Raw genomic sequence first — 2242 nt, forward strand, 5'->3', positions numbered from 1 at the left:
GCGCGAAAGTCGCCGTCGCGGGTGGCGCGATCTACAACGCCGCCGACCCCGGCGCCGCGGCCAAGGAACTCAAACAACGCGCCACCCGATAACCCTTACCGATCCGGCGCGCGGCGAATCAGGAGAGCGCTTTCATGGCAGCGAACGAATCGATCGGCGAGCTTGCTCGCCTGACCACCAAGCGGCTCCCCGAAGACTGGACGGAGCTGGACCAGCGCGCGGTGGACACCGCGCGCGTGCTGGCCGCGGACGCGGTCGAACACTGCGGGAGCGGGCATCCTGGCACGGCCATGAGCCTCGCTCCCGTCGCCTACGCGCTGTTCCAGCGGGTCATGCGGCACGACCCCGGCGACGCGCGCTGGATCGGGCGGGACCGGTTCGTGCTCTCGGCCGGGCATTCGAGCCTCACCCTGTACATCCAGCTGTTCCTCTCCGGATACGGTTTGGAACTCGACGACCTGAAGGCCCTGCGGAAGTGGGATTCGCTGACGCCGGGGCACCCCGAGTACCGGCACACCGTGGGAGTGGAGACCACCACCGGCCCCCTCGGCCAGGGCCTGGCGAACGCGGTCGGTATGGCCATGGCCGCCCGTCGTGAGCGAGGACTGTTCGACCCGGACGCCGAGCCGGGCCGGAGCGTGTTCGACCACCAGGTCTACGTGATCGCTTCGGACGGCGACATCGAGGAGGGTGTCACCTCCGAGGCCTCGTCGCTGGCCGGAACCCAGCAGCTCGGCAACCTCACGGTGGTCTACGACAGCAACGAGATCTCCATCGAGGACGACACCCGCATCGCCCTCTCCGAGGACACCGCCAAACGCTACGAGGCCTATGGCTGGCAGGTTCTCACGGTCCACGGTGGTGAGGACGTGGTGGGCTTCCTGGACGCCGTCGAGCAGGCCAGGGCCGAGACCGCGCGCCCCACCCTGATCGTGCTGCGCACGGTGATCGGCTACCCGGCACCGACCAAGATGAACACCGGCAAGGTGCACGGTGCCGCGCTCGGCGCCGAGGAACTCGCCGCCGTCAAGAGCGCCGTCGGCTTCGACCCGAAGCGCAGCTTCCAGGTCGACGACGAGGTCCTGCGCCATGCCCGCGATGTGGCCGTCCGCGGCCGGGCGGACCACGAGAAGTGGCAGCTCGAGTTCGATGCCTGGGCCCTGGCCAACCCGGAGCGCAAGGCGTTGCTGGACCGCATGACGGCCCGTGAACTGCCGGCCGGATGGGACGGCGACCTCCCCGTCTGGGAGCCGTCCGAAAAGGGCGTCGCCACGCGCAAGGCGTCGGCCGCGGTGCTGGCCAAGCTCGGCGAGGCGCTGCCCGAGCTCTGGGGCGGTTCGGCGGATCTGGCCGAGAGCAACAACACCACGATCAAGGGCGCGGACTCGTTCGGCCCGGCCGAGATCTCCACCGACGCCTGGACGGCTCAGCCCTACGGTCGCACGCTGCACTTCGGCATCCGTGAGCACGCGATGGGCTCGATCCTCAACGGCATCGCGCTACACGGCGGGACCCGGCCGTACGGCGGCACTTTCCTCATCTTCAGCGACTACATGCGCCCGGCGGTGCGCCTGGCCGCGCTGATGCGGCTGCCCGCCATCTACGTGTGGACGCACGACTCGATCGGACTCGGTGAAGACGGGCCGACCCACCAGCCCGTGGAGCAGCTGGCGTCGCTGCGCGCCATCCCCGGGCTGTCGGTGGTGCGCCCGGCGGACGCGAACGAGACGGCGCACGCCTGGAAGGCTGTGCTGGAGGACACCGACTGCCCGGCCGGGCTGGCGCTCACCCGCCAGGACGTGCCGACCCTGGAAGGCACGTCGGCCGAGGGGGTGTCGCGCGGCGGCTATGTCCTCGCCGAGGCGTCCTCGGGCAAGCCCCAGGTGGTGCTCGTCGGCACCGGCTCCGAGGTCCAGCTGGCCGTGGCGGCCAGGAAGATCCTGGAGGCGCAAGGCGTGGCCACCCGGGTGGTGTCGATGCCGTGCGTGGAGTGGTTCGACCGGCAGGATCGGTCCTATCGGGACGAAGTGCTGCCCGCGTCGGTGCGCGCCAGGGTGATCGTCGAAGCGGGTGTGGCGCAGCCGTGGCACCGGTTCGCCGGTGACGCGGGTGAAATCGTGTCGCTGGAGCATTTCGGCGCTTCGGCGGACTACAAGACGTTGTTCAGCCAGTTCGGCATCACCACCGAGGCCGTGGTCGAAGCGGCGCTGCGAAGCGTGCGGACCGTACGGCAGGGCTGACG

At 70.1% G+C, this 2242-nt stretch carries 1 protein-coding gene; it reads left to right on the forward strand.

What is annotated here, in order from left to right:
• The first annotated feature begins 134 nt into the window (after window positions 1–134).
• Window positions 135–2240, forward strand: coding sequence for a transketolase (gene tkt, locus ACFVM3_RS41875; protein WP_378445481.1), 2106 nt, complete (start codon window positions 135–137; stop codon window positions 2238–2240).
• Window positions 2241–2242: the final 2 nt, after the last annotated feature.

The organism is Amycolatopsis sp. NPDC057786 (assembly GCF_042797905.1).
In the GTDB taxonomy this organism is placed as follows: Bacteria; Actinomycetota; Actinomycetes; order Mycobacteriales; family Pseudonocardiaceae; genus Amycolatopsis.